Source organism: Cellulomonas aerilata, assembly GCF_007991755.1.
GTDB classification, from domain to species: Bacteria; Actinomycetota; Actinomycetes; order Actinomycetales; family Cellulomonadaceae; genus Pengzhenrongella; species Pengzhenrongella aerilata.
This window is the reverse complement of record NZ_BJYY01000014.1, coordinates 21910-48592: the sequence shown is the minus strand read 5'-3', so window position 1 is coordinate 48592 and position 26683 is coordinate 21910. Positions and strand designations below refer to the sequence as shown.

The 26683-nt window shown below is 74.2% G+C and carries 26 protein-coding genes; 1 reads left to right on the top strand and 25 read right to left on the bottom strand.

All coding sequences use genetic code 11. The features are described 5' to 3' along the window. Nucleotides 1–982 precede the first annotated feature (982 nt). Both CAE01nite_RS11190 and CAE01nite_RS11185 read right to left on the bottom strand, forming a co-directional pair. Complete coding sequence (locus tag CAE01nite_RS11190) at nucleotides 983–1516, bottom strand: peptidase (RefSeq protein ID WP_222595910.1); 534 nt, start codon at nucleotides 1514–1516, stop codon at nucleotides 983–985. 69 nt (nucleotides 1517–1585) lie between these two features. Beyond that, entirely contained in the window at nucleotides 1586–3550 is a 1965-nt protein-coding gene (locus tag CAE01nite_RS11185) for a DUF4012 domain-containing protein (RefSeq protein ID WP_146904266.1), read from the bottom strand. 149 nt (nucleotides 3551–3699) lie between these two features. Between CAE01nite_RS11185 and CAE01nite_RS11180 the strand changes: the two genes are divergently transcribed. Continuing rightward, nucleotides 3700–4311 (top strand): arsenate reductase/protein-tyrosine-phosphatase family protein, encoded by a 612-nt coding sequence (locus CAE01nite_RS11180; protein WP_146904264.1) that lies wholly within the window; start codon nucleotides 3700–3702, stop codon nucleotides 4309–4311. Nucleotides 4312–4480: 169 nt separating this feature from the next. Here CAE01nite_RS11180 and CAE01nite_RS11175 read toward each other — a convergent pair whose 3' ends face one another. The 23 genes from CAE01nite_RS11175 to CAE01nite_RS11065 all read right to left on the bottom strand — a co-directional run bounded on the left by CAE01nite_RS11175 (nucleotide 4481) and on the right by CAE01nite_RS11065 (nucleotide 26507). Continuing rightward, complete coding sequence (locus CAE01nite_RS11175) at nucleotides 4481–4978, bottom strand: hypothetical protein (RefSeq protein ID WP_146904262.1); 498 nt, start codon at nucleotides 4976–4978, stop codon at nucleotides 4481–4483. After that, entirely contained in the window at nucleotides 4975–5337 is a 363-nt protein-coding gene (locus CAE01nite_RS11170; RefSeq protein ID WP_222595909.1) for a response regulator, read from the bottom strand. Before CAE01nite_RS11170 ends, CAE01nite_RS11175 begins: the two co-directional genes overlap by 4 nt. An 87-nt stretch (nucleotides 5338–5424) precedes the next feature. Continuing rightward, nucleotides 5425–5883 (bottom strand): chemotaxis protein CheX, encoded by a 459-nt coding sequence (locus CAE01nite_RS11165; RefSeq protein WP_146904259.1) that lies wholly within the window; start codon nucleotides 5881–5883, stop codon nucleotides 5425–5427. After that, nucleotides 5880–6275: a response regulator gene (locus tag CAE01nite_RS11160; protein WP_146904256.1), complete on the bottom strand. Its 396-nt coding sequence runs from the start codon at nucleotides 6273–6275 to the stop codon at nucleotides 5880–5882. Before CAE01nite_RS11160 ends, CAE01nite_RS11165 begins: the two co-directional genes overlap by 4 nt. Beyond that, on the bottom strand, nucleotides 6272–7096 hold the full coding sequence (locus CAE01nite_RS11155; protein WP_146904253.1) for a CheR family methyltransferase: 825 nt from the start codon (nucleotides 7094–7096) through the stop codon (nucleotides 6272–6274). The genes CAE01nite_RS11160 and CAE01nite_RS11155 overlap by 4 nt, the downstream gene beginning before the upstream one ends. Next, nucleotides 7093–8334, bottom strand: coding sequence for a protein-glutamate methylesterase/protein-glutamine glutaminase (locus tag CAE01nite_RS11150; RefSeq protein WP_146904250.1), 1242 nt, complete (start codon nucleotides 8332–8334; stop codon nucleotides 7093–7095). Before CAE01nite_RS11150 ends, CAE01nite_RS11155 begins: the two co-directional genes overlap by 4 nt. Nucleotides 8335–8634: 300 nt before the next feature. Continuing rightward, nucleotides 8635–10275, bottom strand: coding sequence for a methyl-accepting chemotaxis protein (locus tag CAE01nite_RS11145; protein WP_146904247.1), 1641 nt, complete (start codon nucleotides 10273–10275; stop codon nucleotides 8635–8637). 200 nt (nucleotides 10276–10475) lie between these two features. Beyond that, nucleotides 10476–10895 carry a chemotaxis protein CheW gene (locus CAE01nite_RS11140; RefSeq protein WP_146904244.1) on the bottom strand — a complete coding sequence of 140 codons (420 nt, stop codon included), beginning with the start codon at nucleotides 10893–10895 and terminating at the stop codon, nucleotides 10476–10478. Then, the gene (locus CAE01nite_RS11135; RefSeq protein ID WP_246131170.1) at nucleotides 10892–13495 is read right to left on the bottom strand and encodes a chemotaxis protein CheA; all 2604 of its coding nucleotides are present in this window, start codon (nucleotides 13493–13495) and stop codon (nucleotides 10892–10894) included. The genes CAE01nite_RS11140 and CAE01nite_RS11135 overlap by 4 nt, the downstream gene beginning before the upstream one ends. Nucleotides 13496–13733: 238 nt before the next feature. Further along, nucleotides 13734–13970 carry a carbon storage regulator CsrA gene (gene csrA, locus CAE01nite_RS11130; RefSeq protein ID WP_146904239.1) on the bottom strand — a complete coding sequence of 79 codons (237 nt, stop codon included), beginning with the start codon at nucleotides 13968–13970 and terminating at the stop codon, nucleotides 13734–13736. Between the two features lie 91 nt (nucleotides 13971–14061). Then, nucleotides 14062–15558, bottom strand: coding sequence for a hypothetical protein (locus CAE01nite_RS11125; RefSeq protein WP_146904236.1), 1497 nt, complete (start codon nucleotides 15556–15558; stop codon nucleotides 14062–14064). After that, complete coding sequence (locus CAE01nite_RS11120; protein ID WP_146904233.1) at nucleotides 15536–17602, bottom strand: flagellar biosynthesis protein FlhA; 2067 nt, start codon at nucleotides 17600–17602, stop codon at nucleotides 15536–15538. Before CAE01nite_RS11120 ends, CAE01nite_RS11125 begins: the two co-directional genes overlap by 23 nt. Nucleotides 17603–18119: 517 nt before the next feature. Continuing rightward, nucleotides 18120–19211, bottom strand: coding sequence for an EscU/YscU/HrcU family type III secretion system export apparatus switch protein (locus tag CAE01nite_RS11115; RefSeq protein WP_146904230.1), 1092 nt, complete (start codon nucleotides 19209–19211; stop codon nucleotides 18120–18122). A gap of 31 nt (nucleotides 19212–19242) precedes the next feature. After that, complete coding sequence (locus tag CAE01nite_RS11110; RefSeq protein ID WP_146904227.1) at nucleotides 19243–20004, bottom strand: flagellar biosynthetic protein FliR; 762 nt, start codon at nucleotides 20002–20004, stop codon at nucleotides 19243–19245. Nucleotides 20005–20008: 4 nt separating this feature from the next. Further along, nucleotides 20009–20281: a flagellar biosynthetic protein FliQ gene (locus CAE01nite_RS11105; RefSeq protein ID WP_146904224.1), complete on the bottom strand. Its 273-nt coding sequence runs from the start codon at nucleotides 20279–20281 to the stop codon at nucleotides 20009–20011. Nucleotides 20282–20284: 3 nt separating this feature from the next. Next, nucleotides 20285–21157: a flagellar type III secretion system pore protein FliP gene (gene fliP / locus CAE01nite_RS11100; protein ID WP_146904221.1), complete on the bottom strand. Its 873-nt coding sequence runs from the start codon at nucleotides 21155–21157 to the stop codon at nucleotides 20285–20287. Beyond that, a complete protein-coding gene (locus CAE01nite_RS11095) occupies nucleotides 21157–22089 on the bottom strand; it encodes a FliO/MopB family protein (RefSeq protein WP_146904218.1) in 933 nt (310 codons plus the stop codon). The genes fliP and CAE01nite_RS11095 overlap by 1 nt, the downstream gene beginning before the upstream one ends. After that, entirely contained in the window at nucleotides 22089–22802 is a 714-nt protein-coding gene (fliN, locus tag CAE01nite_RS11090) for a flagellar motor switch protein FliN (RefSeq protein WP_146904215.1), read from the bottom strand. Before fliN ends, CAE01nite_RS11095 begins: the two co-directional genes overlap by 1 nt. Beyond that, a complete protein-coding gene (locus tag CAE01nite_RS11085; protein WP_146904212.1) occupies nucleotides 22802–23722 on the bottom strand; it encodes a flagellar motor switch protein FliM in 921 nt (306 codons plus the stop codon). The genes fliN and CAE01nite_RS11085 overlap by 1 nt, the downstream gene beginning before the upstream one ends. A 226-nt stretch (nucleotides 23723–23948) precedes the next feature. Then, on the bottom strand, nucleotides 23949–24470 hold the full coding sequence (locus CAE01nite_RS11080) for a flagellar basal body-associated FliL family protein (protein WP_146904209.1): 522 nt from the start codon (nucleotides 24468–24470) through the stop codon (nucleotides 23949–23951). Between the two features lie 2 nt (nucleotides 24471–24472). Continuing rightward, nucleotides 24473–25444 carry an OmpA/MotB family protein gene (locus CAE01nite_RS11075; RefSeq protein ID WP_146904206.1) on the bottom strand — a complete coding sequence of 324 codons (972 nt, stop codon included), beginning with the start codon at nucleotides 25442–25444 and terminating at the stop codon, nucleotides 24473–24475. After that, nucleotides 25441–26220: a motility protein A gene (locus CAE01nite_RS11070; RefSeq protein ID WP_146904204.1), complete on the bottom strand. Its 780-nt coding sequence runs from the start codon at nucleotides 26218–26220 to the stop codon at nucleotides 25441–25443. The genes CAE01nite_RS11075 and CAE01nite_RS11070 overlap by 4 nt, the downstream gene beginning before the upstream one ends. Next, a complete protein-coding gene (locus CAE01nite_RS11065; protein WP_146904201.1) occupies nucleotides 26220–26507 on the bottom strand; it encodes a flagellar FlbD family protein in 288 nt (95 codons plus the stop codon). The genes CAE01nite_RS11070 and CAE01nite_RS11065 overlap by 1 nt, the downstream gene beginning before the upstream one ends. Nucleotides 26508–26683: the final 176 nt, after the last annotated feature.

Here is a 26683-nt window from a genome sequence, read left to right as displayed (position 1 = left end):
CCCGCCTGGTCGGTGTCGGACTGGCCGAGCAGCACGACGGTCGGGCCAGAGAACGCCGCTACCTCGGCCGGACACCCTCGCGCACGCCCACCTCACCGGCATTCCCGGCAACGTCGTCGGAGAAGTGATCGCCGACCCGTCCAGACCCGACCGCCCTGAACACCTCGCGGATCACACCCCAATCGCTCCACCACTCCTGGGGACTTGACCGCGAGCCCGGTAAGTCCGTGGGCTCATTGCACGCGACGGTCTAGTTCTTGTCCGCGGTTCGCGGCGAAGGAGGCCGGGCGTAGCGCGCGGCGAGGTGTTACCCGCGTTGTCGCTGTGGTTCGTCGGGCCTGTGCCGCCGTGGCCGCCGGCTGCCGCTGCGATCCCGTCCCCCGTACGCCCAGGGTCACGTCGGTGTGCAGGAACTCGGACAGCTGTCCCCCCGTAGCGCGGCGGGTGCATGCGTCGATCACCGAGGCAGCATGGACCTACCCGGCCAAGGATCGATTTCCAGCAGTCGTCGCAACGGTCGATCACGCGGTGTCGAGCAGAGCCGCCACCGCTCGGGCGGGTATCCCGGTCCAGGCTCTCGCGGGTGCCCGTGGCATTGCTTCCGGCGACGACGGCGAAGGCGTCGTCGCCCTCCGGAGCTCCGCGATGACGCCCCTGGCCGTGGCACGTCGGCGTGAGCCCGAGTGCTGTCGAAGGAGAGCCGTCGACTCGGGAATCAGCGAGTCGTGCGTGAGCAGATGATGATGCCGCCCACCGGAACTGCCGGGTTCCGTGCCCTCCGGGTCAGGTCCTTAGAGTCGGCCGAGCCTCGCGAGGCCGGCTGCAGAACGAGCCGGCGCACCACCGGCCCGGCCGAGGACGCCAACCCGGTCACGAGCTCCTCCCACCGCGACGCACGAAGGACCGGAGCCCACGCCAGATGGCGCGGGGCTCCGGCCCTTCAGGTGACGCGGTGCTGCGGTGCTGCAGCCGAGGCCGTGGGTCAGATCGCGGCGGTCTGGCGGCGCTTGGCGATCAGGACCGCACCGGCACCGGCGACGACGAGCGCACCGGCGCCTGCGGCCAGGCCCGCACCGTCGAAGCCGGTCTCGGCCAGGGCCTTGCCGGACGCCGTGGCGGCCGAGGCGGCCGAGGCGGCCGAGGCGACGTTGAGGTCCATCGTGGAGACGGCGGCACCGTCGACCGTGGCGACGGCGCTGTAGGTGCCGGGCTGGCTCAGCGTCACGGAGAACTTCACGTCACCGCTGGCGTTGGCGACCTTGGAGGCCGTCGCCGTGCCGGCGATCTCGATGGCGCTGTTCGGCAGGGACGCCGGCGTGGAGGTGACGGTCAGCAGGACGGTCTTGCCGGCGGTGGCCGGGTCACCGTTCACCGCGAGGGAGATCGGGGCGCCGGTCGCCGGGGTGGCGTCGGAGACGGAGGACGTGTAGCCGGGGGCGTCGTACGCCATGGCCGCGGTCGGGACGAGGACGAGGGCGGCCGCAGCAGCGGACACCAGGGCGGTACGGCGGATCACGATAGGACTCCAGAAGTGTGTGGCGGGCTGTCTTGCTCGACGCCCTTCCCATCGGCACCGAGCCCGCGCCTATGAGCAGTCCGCACCGGGACCGGCGGTGACGCTCGACGCGGTCAACGGCGTCGTGCGGATGACCGGTGATCCGGTCTGTCCCGCTCCGCCGACGACGTCGTAGGCGATCTGCACCGTCCCGCCCGGCTTCAGCTGGATGGTCTGCCCCACGACGCCCAGGCCGTCGTGCGTCTGGGCGAAGACGGCGGCAGCGCCGCCGTTCACCCGGACGGTCTCCACCCGGCCGCCCTCCGGCGCGTAGGCGAGCACGTTGGTCTGCAGGTCGCCCCGGGGGAAGCCGTCCTCGGTACCGGTGACGTAGGGCGGCAGGGACGCGGCGTCCGCCGGGGCGGTGGAGGTCAGGTCCACGGTGACGGTGAACGTCGGCGCACCGTCGGCGGTGCAGTCCGTGGGCACCGTGGTGACGTCGGACCGCAGGTAGTACCCCATCTTCGCCGGGATGGCGTCGTTGAAGTACAGGCCCACGACCGGCACGCCTTCCCGGACGCCGCGCAGCTCGCCGCTGAGCGGCGTGCCGGCGAGGAGCGCCTGCTCGGCAGGGTGGGCGGACCACAGCATCAGCCGGCCCTCCCTGGCGCTGACGGCGAGCGCGTCGAGCGTCGCCGAGGCGCTCGCCCCGCCGGACACCAGCGCGTCGAACACGGTCGCCGCCGTGTCGGCGAAGAACACGTCCTGGTCCGCCGGGTCTTCGATGTCCAGGTACACGGTGTTGAGCAGCAGGCGGACGGCGTTCTCGGCCGTGAGCGTGCTCCCGTCCGCCAGCGCCACCGGCCCCGTCGCGCCGAGCACGTGGGCCAGGGCGCCGGGGTCGACGGAGAGGACGCCGTCGACGTCGCCACCGACCTGCTGCTGCCAGATGGCGCGGGCGATCTCGCCGGAGCGGGGGAAGTCCGGGGTGAAGGTGACGTCGCGCATGTCGGCGGCGAGGTCGGTCCCGAAGAGCGCCTGCTCGGCGGCGGTCAGCGGCAGGACCGGTGCCGCGAGGTCGCCCAGCGACCCCCCGGAGCGCTGGTCGACGACCTCGAGGGCTCCGGCCTCCGCGCGCAGCAGCACGACCGAGCCGGGGATCCCCCCGGTCGCGCGGAGCTCGGCGTTGTTCTGCACCAGCAGCAGGTAGTCCCGCGGGCCGTCGACGCCGAGCATGGGCGGCAGCAGCTCGACGGCGCGTGCCGCGGCCGCCGTCGCTGTGGCGACGCCGGTGAGCTGGTCGTCGAGGCGGGTGAGCTGCACGGCCACGGGTCCGACGACGGCGTCCGCGTCGACCCCGCGCACGGCGGCCAGCGCGTCCTGGACCGCGCCGTCGGCCGCGACGACGCCGGGGCGGGCGGCGACGAGCGGCGCGAGGTCCACCCGGCCGTCGACGGGCGCCATCGCCGCCGGGTCGACGAGCGCGGCGGCGTCCATGAGCGCGGGCAGCGCCGTCGTCGCCAGCGCGTCGACCACCTCGCTCACCGTCTGCACCGCGCGTGCGGTGGGGCCGGTCCCCGGGAGCGCGCCCGCGAGCGACCAGTGCGGGCCGTGGGTACGGTCCCGGGCCGTCGAGGCGTCGGCCTGCAGCGACGCGAGCGTCGTCGAGGCGCCCTCGAGGTCGCCGTCCAGGACCTGCGCCCGCAGCCGGTCGACGCCACCGGCGGCCGCGACGAGCGCGTCGCGCGCGCGCAGGGCGTCGAGCGCGACCCATCCGACCCAGGCGAGGACCGCGACGAGGGCGGCGGCCCCGACCGCGAGCAGCCGGCGGCCGGGGCGACGGCGGGGCAGCCCCTGGACCGCGCCGGCGCGCTCGCGACGCGCGCGGCGCGACGGCGGTGCCGGTGGGCGCATCGCGTCGGTCACCCCTCGCTCGGACGCGACCGGCGCCCGGGGGGTCGGCACGGCAGCGTGGGTCGCCGGAGCCAGCGGGGCCACCGTCGGGAGCCCGCCCGTCGTCCGCCCCGCACCGCGACCGTCGTCGAGCCGGCTCACCGGAGCTCCTCCCTGTCGTGCTCGTCCGTCACCTGGCGGGACGGGCCGGTCCCTGGTTGGGTCACGTCCCACCGGTCGCGCACACTGGCGCCGGGTGACCGTGGCGGCGCGACCGCACCGCCCGACCCGAACCCCGAGGAGCTCACGGCGTGCATCCCCCGAACGCGGCCACCCCGGCACGACCCTTCACCGTCCTGGCGGTCTGCACGGGCAACATCTGCCGCTCCCCCGCCGTCGAGCGGCTGCTCGCGGCGGAGCTCGGCGTCGACTCCCTGGCCACCGCGGGCCCGGCGTCCGAGGTCGTGGTGGCCAGCGCCGGTGTCGGCGCGGTGGTGGGGGCCCCGATCCCCGAGCCAATGGCGACGCTCGTCGCCCGGACCGGCGCCTCGGTGGAGGGCTTCGCCGCGCGGCAGCTCACCGAGCAGATCCTGCGCGGGTCGGACCTCGTGCTGGCCCTGACCAAGGCGCACCGGTCGAGGATCGTCGCGCTGCACCCGGGCGCGGTCCGCCGGACGTTCACCCTGCGCGAGCTGGCACGCCTCGCCGACGCCGTCGACCCCGGCGCGCTGCCGGCGGGCACGACGGCCGAGCGACTGGCGGCGCTGATCCCGCTGGCTGCGGCGCAGCGCGGCATGCAGGCCGGCGCCACGGGCGGCGACGACGTCGTCGACCCGTGGGGTCGCAGCGACGAGGTGTTCGCCCAGTCCTTCGGCGAGCTGCGCCCGGCCGTGGAGACGATCGCCCGCGTCGTCCGCGGCTGAACCCGGGCGCCCCCCGAGGACGGATCCGCCGCCCGTCCGCCGGCGCGCCAGTGAGACGTCCCGGACCCCTCGCATCTGGCGAAGGGTCCGGGACGTCTCACTCAGCAGGGGTGCACGCACGGCGGGCGGGTCGGCGGGGCGGGTCGGCGGGTCGGCGGTCGTCCTCGGTCTACAGCGCCAGGACCGAGAGCTTGCCGGGACCGTAGCCCTTGACGTCGACGTCCAGGTCGAGCCGGCGCACGTAGGACAGGACCCACTGCGCGACGTCGGCCGGGACGGCCTCGCCCGGGGCCCAGCAGCCGTCGAGCTTCACGTGCGGGGCGTCGCCGACGTTGAACAGCGACGCCATCACGTTGAGGACCTCGTAGGCGTTCTCGAACAGGGCCTGCGACAGCCGGCTCTCCTCGATCGCCACGTCGGCACCGCCGGCCGGCACGAGGGCGATGGCCGCCCCGGCCCGCGCGGCCAGCGGCAGGTCCGCCACGACCAGGGCGCGCAGCGCACCCAGCTTGTCGACGTACGCGCCGATCTGGGCTCCGCCCTCGGCACCCGGGTTGACCATCGCGCCGCCCGTGCGGACGTCGACCTCGCGGCCGAGCATCCCCTCGAGCAGGTCACGGACGTCCTTGGCGCCCGGCAGGGGCGACGTCAGCAGGTCGGCGCTCATGCGAGCACCGGCTCGATGACCTCGCGGAAGGACTCCGCGGTGAACGGCTTGGCGACGAGGAACAGCGCACCGGCCACGTCGGCCTGCTCGCGCATCTCGTCGGAGCCCTCGGACGTGACGAACCCGAACGGGACGTCGTCGCCGGCGGCGCGCAGCGCGCGCAGCAGCTCGATCCCGGTCATGTTCGGCATGTTCCAGTCGGACAGCACCAGGTCCGGCTGCTCGGCGCGCGCGATGGCGAACGCCTCCGCGCCGTCAGCGGCCTCCGTGATGTCCCAGTCGTACCCGGCCTGCCGCAGCGTGCGCACCACGATCTGGCGCATCACCCGGCTGTCGTCTGCCACAACGACTCGCAGCATCGTTCACTCACCCCGCTCTTTCTCGTGTCCATGGTCGGTAGGTCGTGCGTTCTCGCCGGGGCCCGTGGCCCCTCGGCCCGTGGGCCGTCAGAGCTGCCAGATGCTGATGTCGAACGACCGGCCCCGCCACGCGAGCGGGATCCGGTCCACGAGGGTCGTGCCCTCGTCGGAGGGGGGGGTCGCTGACACCCGGGGCAGCGTGAGCGTGCCCTGGACCGGCAGGAGCGCCTTGAGGTTGCCGCCGACGACGTTGGCGACCTCGCCGAACGCGTCGACGAGGTCCTCGTCCTCGACCGGCTCCTCGGCGCCCATCCGCAGCAGCGCGCGGGCGAGCTCGTGCGCCGTGCCGGTGTCGACGGAGAGCAGGACGCGCCCCGAGACGTCGGCGTGCATGTCGACCCACGCGTACAGCGGGTCGACGAGGTCCGACGGCGAGGTGGGGGCGGTCAGGTACAGGTGACCGGGCTCGCCGTCGATCAGGGCGGCGAACACCTCCTCGGCGATGGCCGAGACCTGGGTGCCGTCGAAGGCGGTGAGGGCGCTCATGCCGGCTCCCCCACGCTCAGCGACAGCGGAACCAGACCGAGCAGCTCGAGCTTGTCCCGCATCGCGTCCGGCGTGAACGGCTTGATCAGGTACTCGTGGGCCCCTGCCGCGAGCGCCCGCACGATCTGGCCGTGCTCGCTCTCGGTGGTCACCATCATCATCGTCAGGTCCCGCCACGCGCGGTTCGCGCGGACGGCGACGACGAACTCGAGGCCGTTCATGACCGGCATGTTCCAGTCGATGCAGGCCAGGTCGAACGTCTCACCCGCCTCCAGCCGGTCGAGGGCCTGGCGGCCGTCGCCGGCCTCGGCGGTCTCGTAGCCGAGCCCGGCGAGGATGCCGGAGACGATGCGGCGCATCGCCCGGGAGTCGTCGATGACGAGCGCTCTCATGCTGCCCTCCGTGCGGTCAGTCGGTAGACGGAACTGCGCCCGACCGGGATGCGCTCCCAGCCGTCGTCGATCCCGATGGTGGTCTCGGCGGCGCCGAGGAACAGGTAGCCACCGGGACGCACGACGGACTGCGCCCGGCGCAGCACGTCCCGCTTGGTGGCGAGGTCGAAGTAGATGAGGACGTTGCGCAGGAAGACGATGTCGAACGGTCCGCCGGCGGGGGGTGCGTGCAGCAGGTTGTTCTTGGAGAACGTCACCGCCGAGCGCAGCCGCTGGCTGATCTCCCACTCCGTGCCGGCGCGCGTGAAGTGCTTCACGAGCATCGGCGCCGGCAGCCCGCGGTTGACCTCGAGCTGGCTGTACCGTCCGACCCGCCCACGGGCCAGCACCTCCTCCGACAGGTCGGTGGCGGTGATCTGCACCCGCAGCTGCGGTGCGCTGTCCAGCAGGGTCATGGCGACGCTGTACGCCTCCTGACCCGTCGAGCACGCGGCGGACCAGATCCGCAGCGACGACGTGCCGGGCCGGGCCGCGAGCAGCTCGGGGACGACGTGCTCGGTCAGCGCCTTGAAGGGCGTGATGTCACGGAACCAGGACGTCTCGTTCGTGGTGAGCGCCTCGACGACGCGGTCGTACTCGTGCTGGCGCGGGACGCTGCGCAGGCCGCGCACGTACGCGTCCACGGTCGGCAGCTTGGCGTCCCGGGCGAGCGGCAGCAGCCGGCTCTCGACGAGGTACTCCTTGCCGCTCTCGAGCTGGATGGCGCTGCGCTGACGGACGAGGTCCGCGACGAACGAGAACGTGTCCGGGGCGAGTGTCACAGGGCACCTCCGGAGGGGGACGGGGCCGCGCCGGCCGCGGGGCGGGGCGAGGCGAACGACAGACGGCTGGGCAGGGTGGCCGGGCGGGCGGGTGCCTGCGCGGCGCGGGCGCCGGCCTGCACGACGCCGACGACGGCCGTGGCGATCTCGGTGAGCGGCAGCACGCGGTGCGCGAGGCCGGCGGTCGCGACGGCGCCCGGCATGCCCCACACGACGCTGGAGGCCTCGTCCTGGACGATGACCTGACCCCCGGCTGCGAGGACGTCCTCGCAGCCGGCGCGCCCGTCGACGCCCATGCCGGTGAGCACGACGGCGAGCAGGTCCCCGCCGTAGACGCGCACCGCGGAGCGGAACATGACGTCGACCGCCGGGCGGCAGAAGTTGACCGGCGGGCCCTGGGTCAGCACGGTGCGGGCACCGCTGGCGGACGGGCGCAGCTCGAGGTGGAAGTCCCCGGGCGCGACGTACACCTGCCCGGGGCGCAGCTCCTCCTCGCCGCCGGACTCCAGGACGGTGCAGCCGCTGCTGCGGTCCAGGCGTGCGGCGAGCTGCCGGGTGAAGACCGGCGGCATGTGCTGGACGACGATCACCGGGACCGGCAGCGGGGTCGCGATGGCCGAGAAGATGCGCGACAGCGCCTCGGGGCCGCCGGTGGACGAGCCGACGATGACGGCGCGGACCGGCCGGGTCCCGCCCTCGGGCGCGGGCGCCAGGGTCACGGTGCGGGCACCGGGCGCGGACCGCGGGGTGGCCAGCGCCGGTCGCCCGGTGGCCGTGGTGGACGACGTGGCGGCCGGGGACGCGGCGCCGGCACGCAGCGCGGTGCCCCGGTGCGGCACGAGCGCCTTGATCTTCGGGGTGAGCTGCTGGGCGACGCTCGCGAGGGACTCCTGGACGCTGCCGACGTTGGCCGGCTTGGTCACGTAGTCCGTCGCGCCGGCGGCGAGGGCGTCCAGGGTGGCGGACGCCCCCCGCTCGGTGAGCGTGGAGAACATGATGATGGGGACCGTCGAGCCGTTGCGGCGCAGCGTCCGGACCGCCTCGATGCCGTCCATGACGGGCATCTCGATGTCCATGGTCACGAGGTCGGGGGCGAGCTGCTCGACCTTGGTCTGGGCGATCTGCCCGTTGGCGGCGGTCCCGACGACGTCGATCGCCGGGTCACCGGCGAGGGCGTCGGCGACCAGGCGGCGTACGACGACCGAGTCGTCCACCACCAGCACCCGGATCCGGGACACGCGACCTCCAGCCGTCCGCACCGGGGCTTGTCCCGGCGTCACACTGCCCATCGGCCGCACCCCGGGCGTTGTAAGGAGTGCGGGGCAGGCGTCGGGCCGGCGCGGGGCGACCGTGGTCGCGGCACGGTGCCCGGCGTCCCGGCGCCCCCGCGCCCTCGCGCCCTCGCGCCCTCGCGCCCTCGCGCCCGTGGTCCGCCGGGGGCACTGCCCGCACCCGGGGCCGGGCACGACCTCCGGGACGACGCAGCGCCCCACCCGCGCGTGCGGGTGGGGCGCCGTCGTGCACCGGTGCGGGCGTGCTCAGTAGGTGAAGCGGGACACCCGCTCACGCAGGTCGCCCGACATCCGGGCCAGCTCGCTGACCGAGGTGCCCATCTCCGCGAGCACGTCGGACGACGAGGCCGCCGACCGGGCGACGCCCGTGATGGTGACCGCGATCTCGCCCGACCCGGTCGCCGCCTCGGTGACCGACCGGGACATCTCGTTGGTGGTCGCCGTCTGCTCCTCCACCGCCGAGGCGATGGTCATCTGGTAGTCGTTGATCGCCGCGATGATCTGGCTGATCTCGCCGATCCCGGCCACCGCGCCGGTGGTGTCGGCCTGGATGGCCTCGACCCGGCGGGCGATGTCCTCGGTGGCCCGGGCGGTCTCCTGCGCGAGCTCCTTGACCTCTCCGGCGACGACGGCGAAGCCCTTGCCGGCCTCCCCCGCGCGGGCGGCCTCGATGGTCGCGTTCAGCGCGAGCAGGTTTGTCTGCTCCGCGATGGAGGTGATGACCTTGACGACGTTGCCGATCTCCTGGCTCGAGGTGCCCAGCTTCGCGACCGAGTCGTTCGTCGCCGCGGCGACCCCGGTCGCCTGCATGGCGACCTTGGCGGCCTCGCTCGCGTTCTGGGCGATCTCCCGGATGGACGCGCCCATCTGCTCCGCCCCGGCGGCCACGGTCTGGACGTTGCGGCTGACCTGCTCGGCCGCGGCGGCGACGACGCCGGCCTGCGCGCTGCTCGCCTCGGACCCGGCGGCGACCTGGGTGTTGGCGGCGGACAGCTCCTCCGCGGCGGCGGCGACGGTCCCGGCCGTCTCGGACACCCCGGCCAGCGTGGCCCGCAGCGAGCCCTGGGCGGCGGCGAGGGCGTGCGCCATGCGGCCCACCTCGTCGCGGCTCGTGACACCGGCGGGCACGGTGAGGTCACCGGCGGCCATGGCCTCCAGGGACGTCTGCACCGCGGTGACCGAGCGCCGGATCCCCTGGGCGATCGCGTACCCGAGGGCCACCACGAGCAGCAGGGCCGCGGACAGCGTCAGGACCAGAGTGCGCTGCGCCGCGGACGCCGACGTCGCCGCCTTCCGGGCGATGTCGTCCATGTGCGCGGTGACGTCCTGCTCGACGGCGTCGAGCTCGTCGACGTAGACGTCGATGAGCGGCTGGCTCGCCGAGTCCAGCAGGCCGTCGTACGACCCGTCGTCCGCCTGCGCCGCGGGGACCAGCTGCGCGTCGCGGACGTCCAGCCACTCGGCGTAGGCCGCGCGGAACTCGACCCACCGGGGCGCCACCTCGACGCCGCCGCCCGCCTCGAACGCCTCGACGGCGGTCTCCACCTCCGCGTCGTTCTCCGCCTGCTTCTCGAGCCAGACCTCCTCGAGCTCGGCCGACTCGACCGCCGCGACCTGGGCCACGATGAGTCGTGCCTTCAGCTGGCCCTGGTGGACCGCTCCGCGGTTGGTCACCACCTCACGCTGGATCTCGGTGAGCTGGGCGGTGTCCTGGGCAAGACCCTGCAGCGCGGACACCGCCAGCACCCCGGTCCCGGCAGACACGACGGCCAGCAGGCCGATCGCGCTGAGGATGCGGGTCCGGACCGAGCGGTCGCCGAACCAGGCGACGGGCCCGCGTCGGGCGCTGGGCGGTGCGGCGGGCGTCCCGTACGTGGTCGTGCTCATGGCTGGCTCCTCATCGCCGGTGGGCGAGGTCTGGGTCGGGTGGCTCTCGCCCGGCCCATCGACGCCGTGAGCCGGGTCATGAGGGGTGGGGCGTCACCCGTCCCCGCACGACGGACGCCCCCGTCCGGTGCGGACGGGGGCGTTCGTCGAGGTGGCGCGGTCGAGCGGCCGGACGTGGTGACCGGACGTGCCGGCCGGCGTCAGGCCGCGGTGGCGCGGTCGACGTCCAGCGCGAGCAGCAGCCCGCGGTCGAGCTTGTACGCGCCGAGGATGACCTCGCGCAGTGCGGTCGGCAGGGTGTCGGGCGGGGTCTCGAACTGCCCCTCCTCGACGTCGGTCACGTCGCCGATCTCGTCGACGAGCAGGCTGATCGGCTCCCCGTCGACCTGGACGACGACCATCATCGGCTCCGCGTCGCCGGGCAGCGGCGCGAGCCCGAGGCGGCTGCGCAGGTCGATGGTCATGACGACCTGCCCGCGCAGGTTGACCAGGCCGGCGATCCCCTTGGGGGCCAGCGGCACGGGCGTGCGGGTGTGCGCCCGCAGCGCCTCCTGGACCCGCAGGACGTCGACGCCGTAGCGGGCGCCGTCGAGCGTGAAGGTGGCGAACTGGCGGCTCATGCGCTGGCTCCTGCGAAGACGTGCAGCTGGGAAAGGTCGGACGTGCCGTGCGTGTCGACGTCGTCGAAGAAGGACGGGTCGGCCGCCATGACGGCCTGGCGGACGTCGAGCAGCTCGGTCACGCGCTCCTTGAGCACCGTGGACCCGACCAGCCCGTGGTCGTCGATCTGGCTGTGCTGGGCGAAGTCGTCCTCGACGATGTCGACGATCTCCTCGACCACGATCGCCACGCTGCGGGTGCCCCGCGTGTAGACGACCACCAGCAGCTCCTCGGAGGCGGCCTCCGTGTAGCCGCCGAGCAGGCGCTCGAGCCGGACCAGCGGGACGATCGCGCCGCGGTACTGGACCACCTCGCGCCCACCGACGTGCTCGATCACCTCGTGCTTGAGCCGCTCCAGCCGCGTGACGGCCGAGAGCGGGATCGCGACCCGGCGGCCACCGCCGATGCCGGCGACCAGCACCTGCTCGGCGTCGGCCGCGCGTGCGGCCTTGGCCGCCGACTGCTCCCAGTCCGCCTCCAGGGACTCCCCGGACAGCGTGCGCCGGGCGATCGCCTGCACGTCGAGGATCAGCGAGACGCGCCCGTCACCCAGCAGCGTGGCGCCGGCGTAGGTGCCGATCGCCTTGAGCCGGGCGGAGAGGGGCTTGACGACGATCTCCTCGGTGTTCAGGACGCGGTCCACGACCAGACCGAAGCGCTGGGTGTCGGCCTGCAGGACGGCGATCACGGTGGGGGTGTCGGCGTCACGCTCGCCGCCGTACTCCAGGACGTCGCGCAGGCTGACCAGCGGGAGCAGCGCCCCGCGCAGCCGGTAGACCGGCGCGGAGTTGATGTACTCGATCGCCCCGCCGGCCTTCTGGCCGTCCAGCGCGACGAGCTCGAGCAGGCTGACCTGCGGGATCGCGTACAGCTCACCCGCCGACTCGACCGTCAGGGCGGGCATGATCGCCAGCGTCAGCGGGATCCGCAGGCGCCAGGTGGTGCCGCGGCTGACGACCGACTCCACCTCGACGGTGCCGCCGATCGCCTCGATCTTCGTGCGCACGACGTCCATGCCGACACCGCGCCCGGAGACGTTCGTGACCGCCTCGGCCGTGGAGAAGCCCGGCAGGAACAGCATCTGCAGGAGCTCCTGGGGGCTCATCCCGGTGACCTGGTCGGCGGTGCGCAGCCCCTTCTCGACGGCCTTGGCGCCGACCCGCTCGGGGTCGATGCCCTTGCCGTCGTCGGTGACCTCCACGACGACCTGACCACCGGCGTGGTAGGCGCGCAGGGTGAGCAGCCCAGTGGGGACCTTGCCCGCGGCCTCGCGCACCTCCGCCGCCTCGATGCCGTGGTCGACGGCGTTGCGCACCAGGTGCGTCAGCGGGTCCTTGACCGCCTCGAGCAGGGTGCGGTCAAGCTCGGTCTCCTTGCCGACCATCTCCAGGCGCACCTGGCGCCCGCACACGGCGGCGAGGTCCCGCACGATGCGCGGCATCTTGGACCACACGTGGTCGATGGGCTGCATGCGCGTCTTCATGACGCCCTCCTGCAGCTCGGAGGCGATGAGGCTCAGCCGCTGCGCGGAGCGGACCAGGTCGAGGTCGACGTTGCCGTCCGCGAGCCGGCTGATCTGGTTGCGGGCGAGCACGAGCTCGCCGACCTGGCGCATGAGCGCGTCCAGGAGCTCGACGTCCACGCGGATCGAGGTCTCCGCGGCGGTGCGCAGGCCGGGGCCCTCGGCGCCCGGCTCGGCCGCGGCGGTCTTCGGCGCCGCGGCGGGGACGGCCGCCTGGGCGACCGGCGGTGCTGCGGGCGGTGCGGTCGGCGCGACGGGCGGTGCGGTCGGCGGCGCGACGGGCACGCTCTCGGCTGCGGGGGCCGGCTGCTGGGCGGGCACGACGCCGGACGGCGCGGGGACCGCCGGGCGGTGGACCGGCGCGGCCTCCACGGCGACGGCGACGGCCTGCGCCGACGAGGCGGCGCGGGCGCCGGCGGCCTTGGTGGCCCTCGGGGCCCGCACGGCCTTCGTGGGGGCGGCGGCCTTGGTGGCAGGGGCCGGCGTGGCGGCGGACGCGGCCTTGCGGGCGCCGACCTTGCGGCTCGAGGCGACCGCGGCGGGCGCCGCGGCGACCTCGGTCACGACGGCGGCGGGCGCCTGCACGACCGGCAGGTCGACGGGCTCGACGACCGACGGCTCGACGTCCTCCGCGACGGGCGCCGCGGCGGCGTCGGCCGTGCGGCCCTCGAGGACGGCGTGGATCTTCTCGATGACGGGGTCGACGGCGACGTCGCCCTCCGCGCCGGACGCCTCGATGGTGCCGAGGATCAGGCGGATGGTGTCGACCATGAGCAGGAGCACGTCGGCGGTCGGCTGGTCCATGGACCGGCGGCCGTCGCGCAGCTCGACGAGCAGGTTCTCACCCGCGTGGGCGACCCGCTCCAGCAGCCCGAAGGCGAGGAACCCGCTGGTCCCCTTGATGGTGTGGATGGTGCGGAAAACGCTGCTGAGCAGCTCACGTGAGTCCGGCGCGCCCTCCAGGGCCACCAGGTCCTGGTCCAGCTGGTCGAGGTTCTCGTAGCTCTCGACCAGGAACTCACGGACGATCTCGTCCATGTCCTCCACGACTTGCCTCCCGTTGCACCTCGACTGCTGACTTCCGACCTGATCGGCACGGGGGTGGCGGACGTGAGGGGAACGCGGGGCCAGGCGGGCGGGGCGGGGCGGGGCGGGGCATGGACGTGGGGGCCGGGCAGGTGCTGCCGGGCTCGCGAGGCGGGTCGGCGGCCGGGGGGTTCGCGCGGGGCGGGTCGGCCGGGGTGGACGCTCGTCGAGGCCGGCGGTGGTCCGCGGGTCAGCGGGTGCGGGGCGGCATGAGGCGGCGCAGCGCCTCGACGGCGTCGTCGTCGGCGGTGGTCGCCTCGACGTTCGACTCCCGGACGGCCTCGATGACCTCGGCGCGGTTGATGACGACCGAGCGCGGTGCGTCGATGCCCAGCCGGACCCCGTCGCTGCGCACCTCGAGGATGGTGACGACGACGTCGTCCCCGATCATCAGTCGCTCCCCGACGCGACGGCTCAGCACCAGCATGGGCCGACCCTACTCGCCGCGGACCCGAGCACGCCGCCGGGACGGCCGTCCGGGCGCGCCCCGGTCACCCGGACGGCCCCGCCGCCGTCGGTCAGTCCCAGCGCGCGTCCGCGTCGAGGCGCTCGCTGAGGACCGCCGCCCACACGACCGGTGTCGCCGGCAGCCCGTCGAGCCACCCGACCGGGGCGCCCAGGTCCAGCACCGTCCCCGGTTCCTGCGTCTCGTGCACCCACGCGGCCGCGACGACGTCGAACGCGCGGGTCCCACCGATCGCGCGCATCCACGCGCGCAGGTCCGCGGCCTTGCGCCGGGCGTCGACGGCCGCCCAGCACTGGTCGGGCTCCAGCGCGGCGAGCAGCCCTGCGGCGGCGGACCAGTCCTCGCTGTCCGGACCGACGCCGAGGGCGACGATGCTGACCGGGTCCGTCTCCGTGAGCTTCGCGCGGTGCCGGGCCGCAGCGACCGGGCTCAGCAGGCGCCGGCCGTGTCCGGCGACCGCCTCGATGGCTCCCGCCAGGACGACGTCCTGGGCGTTGAGACGGGCACGCTGGGCGAGCTGGGTCGCCACCGGCAGGGCCTGGGACCCCTCCCCCACGACGACGACGACAGAGCCCTCCGCCCGCAGCGGCATCGGCGGTCGGGGCAGGGCACCCAGCAGCCGGGACAGCGGCAGCGGCTCGTCGAGCGGTCCGGCGCCGAGCACGGACGCGGGGACGCCCAGACCGAGCAGCGCGCGGCGGTCACCACCGCCCGGGGGGTGCGGGGTCGGGACGGACGGCAGGACGACGGTCGGCGCCACGGGGGCGGACGTCGCCTGGGCGGACGTCGCGGGGGCGGGCGCCGCGGCCGACACCGCGGCGGCGGGCGCCCCGGCGGCCGGCGCCGAGTGAGGGGTCGCGGTGGACGGGCCCGCCGGGGCGGGGGCCGCGACCGGGGTGGAGGCGTCCAGCGGCGCGAACGTCGCGGCGGTCACGGTCGCGCCCTGCGGGGCGAAGCGGGCAGCGGGGATCGGGGGCTTGTCGCCGGCGGGCTCCTCGCCGGCGGTGGGGTCGGCGGCGTCGCGGCCTGCCCCGGCCGGGACGCCCGGCGCGCCGGGTCGCTCGGTGCGGGGCGACGGGACGGGCGGTGCGGCGGGGTCCCGCGGCGCCTGCGCCATGCCGTCGATCGACGCGAGGAGGGTGGCGAACGAGTCGCCGTCGGTGGAGACCCGCGGTCCGCCCACCGGGCGGGCGCCCGGGGAGGCCGGTGCCGCCGGAACCGCGTGAGGCGTCGCGGCCGAGGACCTCGTCGGCGGGGACGTCGTGGCCGGGCCGGCCGGACCGGTCGCGCCGCCACCGAGGTCGGCGGCGTCCGCGGCGTCCAGCAGGGCCGACATGCCCACGGCGGCCGGGCGTGCGGCGGCGGGCCGGGTCGGCCCGTCCGGGATCTCGACGGTGACCTCGAAGTGCTCCTTGGCGAAGAAGCCGGCCACGCCGCCGGTGCGCACCCGCTCGGCCTTGACGACCACGGCGTCGGGCCCCATCTCGGTGCGCACGCGCTGCATCAGCGCCGGGAGGTCGTCACCGTCAAGCAGCAACCGCCTGGACATCTCGTACCGTCCCCACCGTCTCGATCCGCAGACCGGATTCGGTCACCTCGTGGTACGACAGTACGGGCAGGTCGGGGGTGGCGAGCAGCACCAGCGAGCGCAGCGGGGCCCGCAGCGCGGGGGCGCACGCGAGGACCGCGGAGACCCCCAGACGCTCGGCGGTCTCGACGCAGGCGCGCACCGAGCCGAGCATGGCGTCCACCCGGACGGGGTCCATCATGATCTGCATCCCGCCGTCGGCCGGCCGCAGCGACTCCACGAGCTGCTGCTCGAGCATCGGGTCGACGATCACGACGCGCAGGACGCCGTCGACCCCGTACGGGGCGGCGAGCGCGGGTCCCAGCGCGGCGCGCGACGCCTCGACGAGCCCACCGAGGTGGGTGCTGTCCTTGGCGCGCATGGACAGCGCCTCGTAGATGCGGCCCAGGTCACGGATCGGGACCTGCTCGTCGAGCAGGCCCTGCAGCACCCGCTGCACCTCGCCCAGGCTGAGCAGGCCGGGGACCAGCTCGTCGACCACGGACGGGTTGACGGCCTTCACGCCCTCGGTGAGGACGCGCACGTCCTCGCGGGACAGCAGCCGGGACGCGTGCTTGGTGATGATCGAGCCGAGGTGCGTGATGAGGACCGAGACGCGGTCGACGACGGTCGCGCCGGACATCTCGGCGGCGTGCCGCAGCTCGGCCGGGACCCACTTGCCGGCCAGGCCGAACACCGGCTCGTGCACCGACTGGCCGGGCAGGGCGTCCAGGGCGTCCCCGAGTGCGAGCATGCGACCACCGGGGAGCTCGCCGCGGCCCACCTCGACGCCGGAGATGCGCACGGCGTAGGTGCCGCGGGGCAGGTCCACCGAGTCGCGGGTGCGCACCGGGGGGACCACGACGCCGAGGTCGAACGCGATCTTGCGCCGCAGGCCCCGCACCCGGGACAGCAGGTCGCCGTCGCCGCCGCCGACGAGGTCGACCAGGTCCGGGGCGAGCAGGATCTCCAGGGCGTGGACCCGCATCTGCTCGATGAGCGCCTCGGGGGTGTCCGCCGAGGGGGCCGCTCCCCCGGGCGTCGACTCGGCCGCGGCGGCCTCGGCCTCCGCGGCGACCGTGCGGGCCTTGCTGCGCTGGGCGGCGACGAGCAGGAGGGCGCCGACCAGCACGAACGGGAGCTTGGGCAGGCCCGGGATCAGGCTCATCGCGATCGCGGAGGCGGCGGCGATCTGCAGCGCCTGGCGCGACTGCGTCAGCTGGGTGCTGGCGGTGCTGCCCAGGTCGGGGTCCGTTGCGGAGCGGGTGACGATGATGCCGCTGGAGACCGAGAGCAGCAGGGCGGGGATCTGGGTGACCAGGCCGTCACCGATGGTCAGCAGGCTGAACCGCTCGACGGCCTCCATGGGCGCCATGCCCATCTGCACCATCCCGATGATGATGCCGCCGACCAGGTTGATGACCGTGATGATGATGCCGGCGATGGCGTCGCCCTTGACGAACTTGGACCCACCGTCCATGGCCCCGTAGAAGTCGGCCTCGGCCGCGACGTCGGAGCGCCGTCTGCGGGCGGTGTCCTCGTCGATGAGGCCGGAGTTGAGGTCGGCGTCGATGGCCATCTGCTTGCCGGGCATCGCGTCGAGGGTGAAGCGCGCGCCGACCTCCGCGACGCGTCCAGCACCGTTGGTGATCACGACGAACTGGATGACTACCAGGATCAGGAAGATCACCAGGCCGATGACGAGCGAGCCGCCGACGACGAAGTGGCCGAAGGCGCCGATGACCTCGCCTGCGTACCCGTCGCGCAGCACGAGCCGGGTCGAGGCGACGTTGAGCCCCAGCCGGAACAGGGTCGCGATCAGCAGCAGCGACGGGAAGATCGAGAAGTCCAGCGGACGCTTGACGTACATGCTGGTCAGCAGGATGACCAGCGACCCCACGATGTTGAAGACGATGAGCATGTCCAGCAGGGGCGCCGGCAGGGGCACCACGAGCAGGAGCACGATCCCCACGACGCCGGCGGGGACGGCCAGACCGGCGATGTTCCGGTTCTTGCTCTTCGTCATGGGGTCCTCGTGGGGTGCGCGCGGGTCAGGGCTGGGCGTGCGGCGGACGGTCGCCGTGCGACCGTCACGGTGCAGATCGGGCGCATCGTCCGGTTTGTGAGGAGTGCACGGCCCCCGTCCCGCACTTCCCTCCCGGCCGAGTGCGACGTCGTGGACCCTTCCGCGACGCCTGAACGTCCGGAACGTCGCACTCGGCGGAGCGCAGGTGCCCGGCCCGCGCCTCCCCCGCCGGATGCACGGCACGCCCCCGCCGCCTCCGCTCCTCCCGGCCGAGTGCGACGTCGTGGACCCTTCCGCGGCGCCCAAACGTCCGGAACGTCACACTCGGCGAGCGCAGGCGCGCCCGCGCCTCCCCGGGCCGGGTGCACGGCGCGCCCCACGCCCGCCTCGCCTCCTCCCGGCCGAGTGCGACGTCGTGGACCCTTTAGCGGCAGCGAAAGGTCCGGGACGTCGCACTCGGCGAGCGGGCGGGCGAGCGGGGCGCGGGGCGAGCGGGCGCCCGGCGGGCGGGGATGGGTCAGGCGGCGGCGCGGGTGGGCACCTTGTGGGTGCCCTGGGCGGCGCCGCGGCGGCGCAGCGCCATGACGAACGCGAGGACCTTGGCGACCTGGGTGAACAGCTCGGCCGGGATCTCCTGACCCAGCTCGCACGCGGCGTGCAGCGCACGCGCCAGCGGGATGTCCTCCACGAGCGGCACGCGCTGGGCGCCCGCCTCCTGGCGGATGCGCGCGGCGACGTGCCCCGCGCCCTTCGCGACCACGCGCGGGGCGCCGGTGCCGGGCTCGTACTTGAGCGCGACGGCGACGTGGGTGGGGTTGACCAGGACGACGTCCGCGTCGGCGATCGCCGCCATCATGCGGTTGCGGCTCATCGCCAGCTGCTTGGACCGGATCTGGCCCTTGATGTGCGGGTCGCCCTCGGACGCCTTGTGCTCGTCCTTGACCTCCTTGAGCGTCATCTTGGTCTTCTTGCGGTTCTGCTTGCTGATGAAGACGACGTCGACGACGGCGAGCGCGAGCCCGGCCAACACGGCGGTGCGCAGCAGCGAGCCCACGCCGCCGGCGGCGACGTCGAGCACCTGCTGCAGGGACAGCCCGCCGGACGCGAGCAGGAGCGGGGTCAGGCCCTGGGCGACGCTGACCAGCACGGCGCCGATCACGACGGTCTTCAGCAGCGACTTGCCGCCCTGCCACCAGGACTGCGCGCCGACCAGGCGCTTGACCCCGGCGAAGACGTTGAACTGCTTGAAGGTCGGCTTGAGCTTCTTCGTCGAGACGTGGATGCCGCCCTGCACCGCGGAGCCGACGATCGCGGCGACCACGACGACGGCCAGCAGCGGGGCGACGGTCGTCAGGATCGAGCCGAGGCCGTCACCGAGCAGCCGGAGCGCCACGGCGGGGTCCGGGTCCGCGATCACGTCGCTGACCGCCCGGAGCTGCCCGGCGGCGGCGTCGGAGCCCGCCTTCACCACCACGGACAGCGTCACCCCGGCGACGCCCATGCCGAGCCACGCCGAGACGTCCTGCGAGCGCTGCAGGGAGCCGTCCCGGCGCAGCTCGCGCATGCGCTTCGGTGTGGCGTTCTCGGTCTTGTCCTCGCCGCCGCTCACGACGTCGCTCCTCGGCCCGGGGTGCGCCGGCTCATCGGGCGACCTCCATCACGTGGCGCATCGCGTCCTCCGCGAGCGCGGACACCAGCTCGGGCAGGGCGACGTAGGCCATGCCGAGCAGGCTCAGGGTCATCAGGATCTTCAGCGGGAAGCCCAGCGCGAAGGCGTTGAGCGCCGGCGCCACGCGGGTGAGCAGGCCCAGGCCGACGTCGGCCAGGAAGAGGACCACGGCGAGCGGTCCGGCGACCTGCAGGGCGGCGAGGAAGATCTGGGTCATCCCCTCCGTGCTGGAGGCGGCGGCCGCGGCGACGTCCAGCGGGGCGCCGACCGGCAGCACGTCGAACGTGCGGACCAGGCCGGTGACGACCAGCTGGTACCCGTCGGACGCGAAGAGCAGGACGATCGCGGTCATCTGGTACAGACGCTGCAGCAGCGCGCCGCTGCTCTGCTGCATCGGGTCGTAGGCCGACGCGACCTGGAACCCGGCGAACATGTCGAGCAGCGCACCGGCGGACTGGATGACGCCGAACACGACCGCCACCAGGAACCCCAGGGCGAGGCCGATGACGGCCTGCATGATCAGCTGCCCGACGAAGCCCGCGACGTCGCCGGGGTCCCCGGCCGCTCCGCCGCGCGGTGCGACCAGCAGCGCCAGGCCCATGGCGAGCATCGCCTTGACCGTGGCCGGGACGCCGCGGTGCGAGAACGGCGGCGCGATGACCAGGAACGCGGCCATCCGCACACCGGCCAGCAGCACCGACTCGAGGTCCCCCCAAGGCAGCGTGACGTCCACGGTCTCAGGACCCCAGCAGCGACGGGATGCGCTCGAAGAGGTCCTGGGTGAACGTCACCGTCTCGGCGATCATCCAGTGCCCGGCCACCAGCAGGGCCACCGAGACGCCGATGGCCTTGGGCACGAAACTCAGCGTCACCTCCTGGATCTGGGTGATCGACTGCAGCAGGGAGACGGCGAAGCCGATCACCAGCGCCGTGACCAGCACGGGGGCGCAGAGCTTGGCCGCGAGGAGGAGCGCGTCGAGGCCGATGTCGAGGATCGCGTTGGTGTCCATGGGTCAGCCGTTCCCGGTGTAGGAGCCCACGAGCGCGGTGATGATCAGGCCCCAGCCGTCGACGAGGACGAAGAGCAGCAGCTTGAAGGGCAGCGAGACCATGACGGGCGGCAGCATCATCATGCCCATCGCCATCAGCGCCGAGGACACGACCAGGTCGATGACCAGGAACGGCACGAAGACGACGAAGCCGATGATGAACGCCGACCGCAGCTCGGAGAGCATGAAGGCGGGGATGAGGGTGAGCGTGGGGACCGACTCGGCGGTCTCCGGGTTGGGCAGGTCCGCGGCGCGGGTCATCAGCGCCAGGTCCTCCTCGCGGGTCTGCCCGAGCATGAACTCGCGCAGCGGGCCGACGCCGGCCTCGACGGCCTGCTGGAAGGTGAGGGAGCCGTCCAGGTAGGGCTGCAGGCCGAGGCTGTTCACCTCGCCGAGCACCGGCGACATGACGAAGATGCTGAGGAACAGGGCCAGGCCGGCCAGCACCTGGTTCGGCGGCACGCCGGTCAGCCCCAGGGCGTTCCGGGTCAGCGCCAGCACCACGAAGATCTTGGTGAAGCTGGTCATCATCAGCAGCAGGGCCGGCGCGACGGAGAGCACGGTCAGCGCGAGCAGCACCACGATGGAGCTGCTCGGGGTCCCGTTGACGCCGTTGAGGTCGACGGTGATCGACGGGTCGGGCCCGGTGGGGGCACCCGGCACGGTCGGCGCGGCCGGAGCGGTGGGGTCGATCGGGGCCGCGTGCGCGCCCGGGGCGGCCACGACGCCGGTGACCACGGCGAGCAGCAGACCGAGGGCGAGTGCGAGCCCGACCAGCGCGAGCACCCGGGGCAGGCGGGCCAGGGGCCGAGGGTGTGCCCGGTGGGCGGCGGCCATCAGCGGGCCGTCCGGCGCTGCACGACGTCGACGGCGCGGCGCCAGGTGTCGGGCGACAGGATCGAGCCGGCCAGGGCACCGGACGAGGCGGTGCACGCCTGCGCGTCGGACCGGGTGGCGCCGGCCTGGGCGGCGCTCGCGCCGGCGGCCAGGCCGGCGAGGGCGGCCAGGCGGGCGGTGCCCTCGGCGTGCGGGGTCGGGACGGCGGGCGACTCGGCAGGGGCGTCCGGGCCGCGGTCCTCCGCGTCGCCGGCCGCGCCGTCGGAGCCCGCGGCCTCGGCCGTGTCCGACGTGTCGGCGGCGTCGGGGGTGACGGCGGCGTCGAGGGTGTCGGAGGCGTCGGGGGTGACGGAGGCGTCGAGGGTGTCGGCGGCGTCGGGGGTGACGGGGGTGTCGGAGGAGGTGCCGGTCGTGGGGGTCGTGCCGGCCGCGTCGTGCTCGTGCTGGACGGACGCGCCCGGCGCGGCGTCGTCGCCCGCGGCCGGGTCGGCGGGCACGGGCTCGCCAACGGACGACGTGCCGCCGGACGTGCGGCCGGGGACGTCGCTCCCCCGGTGGGGCTGCGTGTCGGTCGTCGTGCCGCTCTCCAGGGCCTGCAGGACGGGCAGCGTCGTCAGGTCGAGCTCCTCGCGCACCTGGCCGGTGCGCTCCGGGGCGCGACCCGTCGCGGCCGGCACCGCGTCGACGTCGACCTCGGTGAGCACGCTGACGCCCTGCTCGCCGACGCCGAGCAGCAGGACGCGGCCGGCGACCTCGACGAGCGCGACGCCCGCGCCCTTGCCGAGCGACTGGCGCCCAAGCACGGACAGCGGCACGGTGCGCTGCCGGCGCACGCCCGCGGTGCCCTGCAGCTTGCGGCCGGCGAACCAGATCAGGCCGAGCACGCAGGCGAGCGAGAGGACCACGCGCAGTCCCAGGAGAGCGGTGTCCATCAGCCGGCGGCCTGCTCGGCGGAGACGATCTCGGTGATCCGGATGCCGTAGTCCTCGTCCACGACGACGACCTCGCCGCGAGCGATCAGTCGGCCGTTGACCATGAGGTCGGCGGGGGCACCGGCCGTGCGGTCGAGCTCGAGCACCGAGCCCGGGACCAGGTCCAGGACCTGGCGGACCGGCAGGCGGGTGCGGCCGATCTCCGCGGTCAGGGTCATCTCGACGTCGTAGAGCACGCGCATGTCGGCACGCTGCGCGGCGGGACGGTCGCTCGAGGAGCGCTGCGTCGGGACGCCGGGGTGCTGGGCGCGCGGACGGACCCCGAACCAGGCCTGCGGGACGCCGTCGGCCTCGAGCGCGAAGGCGGTCAGGGCGTCGCCCGTCAGGTCCCCGCCGACGGGGCGGACCTCCGCGGCGTCCAGGACGCCGTGCCCGAACGCGCCGGCGGCGGCCTCCAGCGCCGGGCGCAGCGCGTCGGCGAGCGACACCCCACCCTGGCCGGCGAGGGACTGGGCCACGGCCGTCTCGGCGACCAGGACCAGCTCGACGCTGGTGGCGCCGACGAACGTGGCGACGACGGCGGTCTCGGTGGGCGCGGGGGCGGCGCCCGGGAGCAGCGGGGCCACGGTGAGCGGCACGGTGGAGGGGAGGAGCGCGACGAGCAGGTCCGCGGCGGTGCGCGCGTCCAGGGCCGGGGCGGTGCGGGCAGACATCAGACGATCTCCTCGGAGGTGACGATCCGGCACGCGAGCCGCGTGCCCTGGGTCCCGGCGGCGGCACGGGCGAGCACGACGTCGTCGACGACGACGTCGAGCGGACGGGCGGTGGGGTGGTTGAGCTGCAGGACGGCGCCGATGGTCAGGCCGATGATCTGCGTCGGGCGCACGGTCACCGGGGAGAACCGGACCGAGACGGGGACCGGGACGTCCTCGACGCCGCGGGCCAGGCTGGCGAGCGCCTCGGCGTGGGCCGCGACCTCGTCGTCGGACCGGCTGTCGGCGGACTCCCCCGCGCGCAGGCCGCCCAGCAGCAGGTCGGCGGGGATCATCATGGTCGCCGTCTGGTCGGTCTCGCCGATGCCCAGCGTGAAGGTGGCGACGATGACCGGCACGGAGGCGGGGACGACCTGGACGAACTGCGGGTTGTACTGCACTGAGCGCACCGACGCCTCGAGCGGCAGGACGGAGGCGAACGAGTAGCCGATGTCGGCCAGGGAGTGCTGCAGGACGGACCGCACCAGGGAGAACTCGATGTCGGTGAGCTCGCGGTCGACGTCGCCGACCGGGCGGCCCGGGCCGCCGAGGAGCAGGTCGACCCAGCTCATCACGAGCGCGCCGGGGAGCTGCACGACGGCAGTGGTCCGGCCGGGCTCGACGTTGCACAGGACCATGACGGTCGTCTGCGGGAGGCTGCGGATGTACTCCTCGTAGGAGTGCATGGCGACCTGCTCGAGCGTCACGGTGCACAGCGTCCGCAGCCGCGCGGTGAGCTGGTTGCCCCACTGACGCCCGTAGGTCTCGAAGGCCCGCTCGAGCACGCGGCCGTGCTCGCGGGCGAGGGTCATGGGCCGGCGGAAGTCGTAGACCTCCGGCGGGCCGCTCTTCTTGCTGCGGCGCGCGGTGTCCCGCTGCATGTCTTGGACCGTCACAGGCACCTGATCGGTCCCGCGCGGGGCCACATGAGGAAAGGTGCTGACCGGTTTGCACGGTGTATGCCCCGCTGCCCGAGTCGTCCTGCCGGCGACGTCACGGCGGGTGGGGCGGCGGGTGAGGTGGCGCCCTCCATGGCGCCGTGGATCGCCGGCGTCCTGCCGGCGGGAGGAGGTCCGCGCCCGGCGGGTGCCGGGCGCGGACCGTGCCTCACTGGGTGACGTACTCCGTGAGGTACACGTCCACCACCTCTCCGTGGTAGGTCTCGCTCAGCTGGTGGGCGAGGTCGGAGACGAGCTGGTCGCGGACGGCGGGGTCGCTGACCTCGGCGATGTCGCGGCCGGAGAACAGGGCGATCGCCTGGTCCAGTGCGCGGGCGGTGTCCAGCTCGCCGTGCGCGCCCGCCTCGGCGGACAGCTGCAGGGCGATCCCCAGCCGCAGGTAGCGGCCGTTCGCGAGGTTGAGGCTCACGGAGTCGACCGGCATCACCGCGCCCAGGACGACGGGCTCCGGCTCGTGCTCGGCGGCGTCCGCGGGTGCCGGCTTGAGGAACAGGAACCAGGCCGCCGCCGCCGCGGCGAGCAGCACGACCACCCCGATGATCAGGACCAGCTTCTTGCTCTTCTTCTTCGCGGGGGGCTCGGGGGTCTCCTCCGGCTTGGCCGCGCCGGCTCGGGCCGCCTCGCTCAGCGGCCGGCGGCCGCCGACCATCACGCGCTGCTCGGTGCTCATGCTCAGTGTCCTTCGTCGTCGGTCGAGGCAGCCGCCTCGGTGCTGGCGTGGGAGGTCGGTGCGGCGGGCGCCACCGCGACGGGGGCCGGTGCCACCGCGACCGGGGCGGGGGCGGCGGTGCCGTCCACCACCGCGGGGATCAGCCCGCGCACGGTGTCGGGCTGGGCGCTGTGCACCACGAGGTCGACGCGGCGGTTCGTCGCGAGGGCCTCCGGCGAGGAGCCGGCGTCCAGCGGCCGGGTGTCCCCGTAGCCGGTCGCCGAGATGCGCACGCCGGGCATGCCGTCGGACTCGACGAGGCGCCGCAGGACCTGCGTGGCGCGGTCCGCGGACAGCTCCCAGTTGGACGCGTACCGGCCCGAGGCCGGGACGACGTTGGCGTGGCCCTCGACCGAGATCCGGTCCGGGATGGAGAGCAGCACCGGCGCGGCCGCGTCGAGCAGGGTGTGGGCGGCCGGCCGGAGGACCGCGCTGCCCTGGTCGAAGAAGACGTCGTTGGCGACGAGCCCGATCACCAGCCCCCGCTCGTCGATGAGGTAGCGGACCTGCTGGCCCATCCCCACGGCGGCGAGCTGCGCCTCGATCTGCGCCTGCACCTGGCGCAGCCTGTCCACCTCGCTGACCGCAGCCGCGTAGTCGGCGGGCGGCGCGGCCGTCGGGTCGACCGTCGCCGGGGTGGCGGCCGCGGGCGTCGCCGCGGCAGCAGGCGGCGCCGGGCTGCCGGCCACCGAGGCGTCCAGGACCCCGTCGGACCCGCTGAGCACCGAGGCTGACTTGTTGTTGAAGCCCTCGGCCAGGGACTGCGCGAGGGCCTCGTACTTGGTCTGGTCCACCTGGCTCATCGAGTACAGGACGATGAACAGCGCGCACAGCACGGTCATCATGTCCCCGTAGGACACGGCCCACCGCTCGTGGTTCTCGTGCTCCTCCTCGTGGCCGCCCTTCGCGCGGCGACCGCCGTGTCCGGCACTCATGCTGCCGCCTTCTCCTTGTCCTTCTTCGCGGGCTCGGCCGGCAGCAGGCTGCGCAGACGCTCACCGACCAGGCGCGGGTTGGCCCCGGCCTGGACCGACATGAGGCCCTCGACCGTCAGCTCCATGTGGGAGCACTCGAGCTCGGACATCCGCTTCATGCGCGCCGAGAACGGCAGCCACATGAGGTTGGAGGTGAGCAGGCCCCACAGGGTCGCGACGAACGCGGCGGCGATCATGTGGCCGAGCTCGTCGGGCTTGTTCAGGTTCTCGAGCACGTGGACCAGGGACACGACCGTGCCGATGATCCCGACGGTCGGGGCGTACCCGCCCATGTCCGCGAAGTACTTCGCCGCGCCCTTGTCCCGGGTGCGCTTGGTCGCGATGCGGTCCTCGAGGATGGTCCGCAGGTCCTCCGGGTCGGTCCCGTCGATCGCACCCTGCAGGCCGGACTTGAGGAACTCGTCGTCGATGTCCTTGGCGGCGTCCTCCAGGGCGAGCAGGCCCTCGCGGCGCGCACGGTCGGCGAGCGAGACGATCGTCTCGACCGTCGCTGCCGGTGTCGGGGGCTTGAACAGGATGGCCTTGGGCAGGGACGTGAAGGCGAAGATCGCGTCCTTCAGGGTGCTGCCGATCAGCCCGGCGCCGAGCGTGCCGCCGATGACGAGCATCATGGGCGCGGGCAGGATGACCGACATCGGGCTGGCGCCCTCGAGGAAGATCGAGGCGATGACCGCGCCGAACGCGACGACGAGTCCGATCAGGGTTGCCGGGTCCATCACTTCCTCCGGGGTCGCAGCGGCACGGGCTGCGCGAGCGGCGCCGAGTCGTCGCCGTCGAGGTCCGGGACGCCGTGCAGGCCGAGCTGCTGCACGTCCTGAGCCCGCGCGACCAGCGTCGCGCGGTAGGTGGTGATCAGGTCGATGACCTGGGGCATGGTCTCCTCGACGATGTACTTCGTGCCGTCGACGAGAGTGAGGATGGTGTCGGGGGCGCTGTCGATGCGCTGCAGCAGGTCGGGGTTGACCGAGAACTGCCGCCCGTTCAGTCGGGTCACGATGATCACAGCGAGGGGTCCGTCCGTGGGTGGGTCGTCCGGGCCCGTCCATGAGCCCTGTACCCCGCCCATCGGTCCCCATGCCCGCGCTGTGAGGTTTCCCCGGGGCGAGAGGCGCGTTCGCCCGGTTGGCGCGGCGGCCGGACGGGCAGGGGTGAAACACCAGACCAGCGCGCGTCCGCGGC

Excerpts from the sequence above, each read along its gene's own strand:
- CAE01nite_RS11135 (WP_246131170.1), bottom strand. The coding sequence starts at position 13,495 with ATGGACGAGATCGTCCGTGAGTTCCTGGTCGAGAGCTACGAGAACCTC.
- CAE01nite_RS11170 (WP_222595909.1), bottom strand. The coding sequence starts at position 5,337 with ATGCTGCGAGTCGTTGTGGCAGACGACAGCCGGGTGATGCGCCAGATC.
- CAE01nite_RS11070 (WP_146904204.1), bottom strand. The coding sequence starts at position 26,220 with ATGGACCCGGCAACCCTGATCGGACTCGTCGTCGCGTTCGGCGCGGTC.
- CAE01nite_RS11120 (WP_146904233.1), bottom strand. The coding sequence starts at position 17,602 with ATGACGAAGAGCAAGAACCGGAACATCGCCGGTCTGGCCGTCCCCGCC.
- CAE01nite_RS11160 (WP_146904256.1), bottom strand. The coding sequence starts at position 6,275 with ATGAGAGCGCTCGTCATCGACGACTCCCGGGCGATGCGCCGCATCGTC.
- CAE01nite_RS11075 (WP_146904206.1), bottom strand. The coding sequence starts at position 25,444 with ATGAGTGCCGGACACGGCGGTCGCCGCGCGAAGGGCGGCCACGAGGAG.
- CAE01nite_RS11140 (WP_146904244.1), bottom strand. The coding sequence starts at position 10,895 with ATGAGCCGCCAGTTCGCCACCTTCACGCTCGACGGCGCCCGCTACGGC.
- CAE01nite_RS11080 (WP_146904209.1), bottom strand. The coding sequence starts at position 24,470 with ATGAGCACCGAGCAGCGCGTGATGGTCGGCGGCCGCCGGCCGCTGAGC.
- CAE01nite_RS11085 (WP_146904212.1), bottom strand. The coding sequence starts at position 23,722 with ATGCAGCGGGACACCGCGCGCCGCAGCAAGAAGAGCGGCCCGCCGGAG.
- CAE01nite_RS11095 (WP_146904218.1), bottom strand. The coding sequence starts at position 22,089 with ATGGACACCGCTCTCCTGGGACTGCGCGTGGTCCTCTCGCTCGCCTGC.
- CAE01nite_RS11125 (WP_146904236.1), bottom strand. The coding sequence starts at position 15,558 with ATGTCCAGGCGGTTGCTGCTTGACGGTGACGACCTCCCGGCGCTGATG.
- fliN (WP_146904215.1), bottom strand. The coding sequence starts at position 22,802 with ATGTCTGCCCGCACCGCCCCGGCCCTGGACGCGCGCACCGCCGCGGAC.
- fliP (WP_146904221.1), bottom strand. The coding sequence starts at position 21,157 with ATGGCCGCCGCCCACCGGGCACACCCTCGGCCCCTGGCCCGCCTGCCC.
- CAE01nite_RS11175 (WP_146904262.1), bottom strand. The coding sequence starts at position 4,978 with ATGAGCGCCGACCTGCTGACGTCGCCCCTGCCGGGCGCCAAGGACGTC.
- csrA (WP_146904239.1), bottom strand. The coding sequence starts at position 13,970 with ATGCTGGTGCTGAGCCGTCGCGTCGGGGAGCGACTGATGATCGGGGAC.
- CAE01nite_RS11145 (WP_146904247.1), bottom strand. The coding sequence starts at position 10,275 with ATGAGCACGACCACGTACGGGACGCCCGCCGCACCGCCCAGCGCCCGA.
- CAE01nite_RS11165 (WP_146904259.1), bottom strand. The coding sequence starts at position 5,883 with ATGAGCGCCCTCACCGCCTTCGACGGCACCCAGGTCTCGGCCATCGCC.
- CAE01nite_RS11105 (WP_146904224.1), bottom strand. The coding sequence starts at position 20,281 with ATGGACACCAACGCGATCCTCGACATCGGCCTCGACGCGCTCCTCCTC.